The organism is Streptomyces incanus (assembly GCF_042656345.1).
In the GTDB taxonomy this organism is placed as follows: domain Bacteria; phylum Actinomycetota; class Actinomycetes; order Streptomycetales; family Streptomycetaceae; genus Streptomyces; species Streptomyces incanus.
Genome location: NZ_JBHSPC010000092.1, coordinates 1 through 2,765 on the forward strand (window position 1 = coordinate 1; position 2,765 = coordinate 2,765).

The 2,765-nt window shown below is 63.7% G+C and carries 2 protein-coding genes and 1 pseudogene; all 3 read right to left on the minus strand.

Going from position 1 to position 2,765, the window contains the following annotated elements; genetic code table 11:
* Window positions 1-41: 41 nt before the first annotated feature.
* Window positions 42-824, minus strand: a complete 783-nt coding sequence (locus ACFP2V_RS27085; protein WP_381217770.1) for a helix-turn-helix domain-containing protein — start codon at window positions 822-824, stop codon at window positions 42-44.
* 1,371 nt (window positions 825-2,195) lie between these two features.
* Window positions 2,196-2,399, minus strand: coding sequence for a DUF397 domain-containing protein (locus ACFP2V_RS27090; RefSeq protein ID WP_381217772.1), 204 nt, complete (start codon window positions 2,397-2,399; stop codon window positions 2,196-2,198).
* Window positions 2,396-2,707, minus strand: a pseudogene (locus ACFP2V_RS27095) (Scr1 family TA system antitoxin-like transcriptional regulator); the annotation flags it as partial. The pseudogene ACFP2V_RS27095 and the gene ACFP2V_RS27090, both read right to left, overlap by 4 nt.
* Window positions 2,708-2,765 lie beyond the last annotated feature (58 nt).

The window sequence follows — 2,765 nt, forward strand, 5'->3', positions numbered from 1 at the left end:
GGCAGTGGCCATCGCATGACAGGAACCTCACGAGTCACGAACTACAGCTGCCGTGTCAGCGCCTGTGCCCGGAGGATGCCGTACTGCTCCTCGTACTCACGCACCGAACTTCGCTCGTGGAGCAGACGGCTTTCCTTCTGCACCTCCACATAGGCGATCCTCTGGCCTTTGACCGTCTCGATCAAGGTGAACGGTCCAGCCAACGCCGCATGTTCGCTGACCTCGGTCGACATGATCTGCATCTCGACGTTCCGGCTCTGTCCTCGGAGGCAGATATCCTCCAACTGTCCACGCCACACGCCCCACCCGCCGATCGGCCGCCGCAGTACCGACTCTTCGATCACGAAGCTGATCGTTGGCAGGGGCTTCCGGTCGAAGATCTCCTGCCGTGCAAGGCGGGCCGCCACCCGCTCGGAGATGACCCTCTCGTCCAGGAGAGGGCGCCGCGCATCGAACACCGCCCGCGCGTACTCCTCCGTCTGCAACAGGCCCGGCACAGCCTGGTTGGCATACACATGCAGCTCGACCGCCTCCGCCTCCAGCTTCGCCGCGTCCCGGAAGAACGCCGGGTACCGCGCTCGCGCCACCTCCTCCTTCATCACCGTCAGCAGACCGCCGGCCTCCAGCACCGCGTCCGCCCGCTCGATGAACTCCGACTTCGGAATCCGCCGCCCCAGCTCCACCGACGCGACCATGTCCTCGCCGTAACTGAGCTTCGCACCCAGCTCCGCCCGCGTCAGCCCCCGGCTCGTCCGCAGCAGCCGCAACTGCTGCCCGAAACACCGCAGGATGCCCGTCTCGCCCTCACCGTGAGCCGTAGTCACCGGTGACCTCACCTCACCCACCCGCACAGTGGCGCCCGCCGTATACCCCGGCACAGGCACCCGACCGTCACTCACAGCTCACTCTAAAGACACGCATCGTAGCTTTCGCGCCACTTGGCCCTGCTTCCCCCGTACCAGGTACGAGCGCCGCCCTCCCCCTGTACAGCACGCACCTGCACATGCGCACTCGCGCGACTCGCCACCACTTCAGGAACCAGGAACACCGCGCCGTTACTTAATGGGTTCCAAGCTGACAGGGGTGCGGAGTAACACCACTCCACTCGTGATCTACATTTGGGCCACTTCAAGCATGTGTAGGTCATTGAGGAGGAGCCATGCCCAGAGTTCAGCATATATGCCCACATTGCGGACACGGCGTAGGTTGGCTGATACGCGTCAAGAGCGAAGCCGTCTCGAATTGCGCGAATTGTCACAAGAGTGACTGGAGTCGCAGGTTCCCGTTCCCCGGAGCGGATCCTGACCTGGCACAGCGGGAAGCTCAGGAAGCGCGCCGCGCGCATCTGGACGCGGCCCTCGCCATGATGTTGTCGCGCTTGGAGAAGTCCGCCGACGTCAAATCCCCCGAACACAACACCCCAACTGCCCCGCAGCACCTTGACTCGGAAGAGGAAGGACTCGTTCGCACTGTCCATGAGGAGGAATCCAATGAGCCCCAGGGAGCTTTCTTCACGTCCTCAAGTGCTCAATTGCCAGACGCTTCTCACTCTCACCTCCGCGCCCGGGGTCTAATCCCTGTGGTTGCCGTGGTCGCAGGAAGTGCTCTTGCCATTGCTCTTGCCCTTACTCTGGGCGGAAGCGCAACCCAGACCACCGCCGAGACTGCGGCCCGTCCGGCTCCGGCGACCACAATCACGGTAACCGCTACGGCAACGGCGACCGAAACCGTCACCGCATCACCTTCTGAGCAGGCGGAGACGCAACCCGCTGAGCCGGTAGCACAGCCGGAGCCGACGAAGCGGTCACCTTCGGTCCGAACAGAGCCCACTCCTCAGAGCACACTTTCCGACTCACCGGGCCGACATGACGGGAGCAACTACGACAACCTCTCGCCGGCGGGTCAAGAGGCGCACGACACGCTGAACTGCGCCGATGTACCAGGCCACAAGAAGGGCAGCTGCAACGAACCCAACCGGAAGTGCAACCTGGACGGTGCTCAGGTGACCTCGTCCGGAGGGATCCGACTGACGTGTCAGATGGCCGCCGACGCACGGTTGCGCTGGCTTCCTTGACGCCGCCTGGGTCTACGGCTCACGAGGTCGGCGCTTCTTCGAAAGAACTGCCGACCTCGTGAGCCGCCGTACGCCTCGGCTCGACTAGCCATGGAATGACTGGCTCACCGAGGCACCAAACTCAGACCGCCTCAAGCAACGCCGACCACGCCGCCGAGCCGACCTTCAACACAGGCCCGCTCTGCACCACGCACTTCGAGTCACGCACATACACACCGACAGCCGCAAGGGCGACCTCAACACACTCGCCACCCGACCCCGTGCTGTAACTGCTGGTGCGCCAGGACAGCTTGGACTCACCGTGCGTCGCGTCTTCCGCGTTCATAGTTCTCCCAGCATCTTCTCGAGTAGCCCCAGGGACTCGCGCGGAGTCAGGGCCTGAGCACGCAGGATGCCGTACTGCTCCTCATACTCGCGCACCGACCTTCGCTCAGTGAAGAGGCGGCTGTCGTTCCGCGCCTCAACATAGGCGAGCCGCTGCCCCTTCTGCGTCTCGTACAGGGTGAACGGCCCATCCAGCGCGGCATGTTCCACACATCCGACAGGCATGATCTGTACGACCACGTTCCTCTGCTGCGCGCGAAGCAGTACTTCCTCCAACTGGCCCCGCATGACGTGCCACCCACCAAGAGGCAATGCCGTTCAGTTAAGCGGTAGAGGCGAGTCTGATCGTGGCTGGACTGCTGTGTCG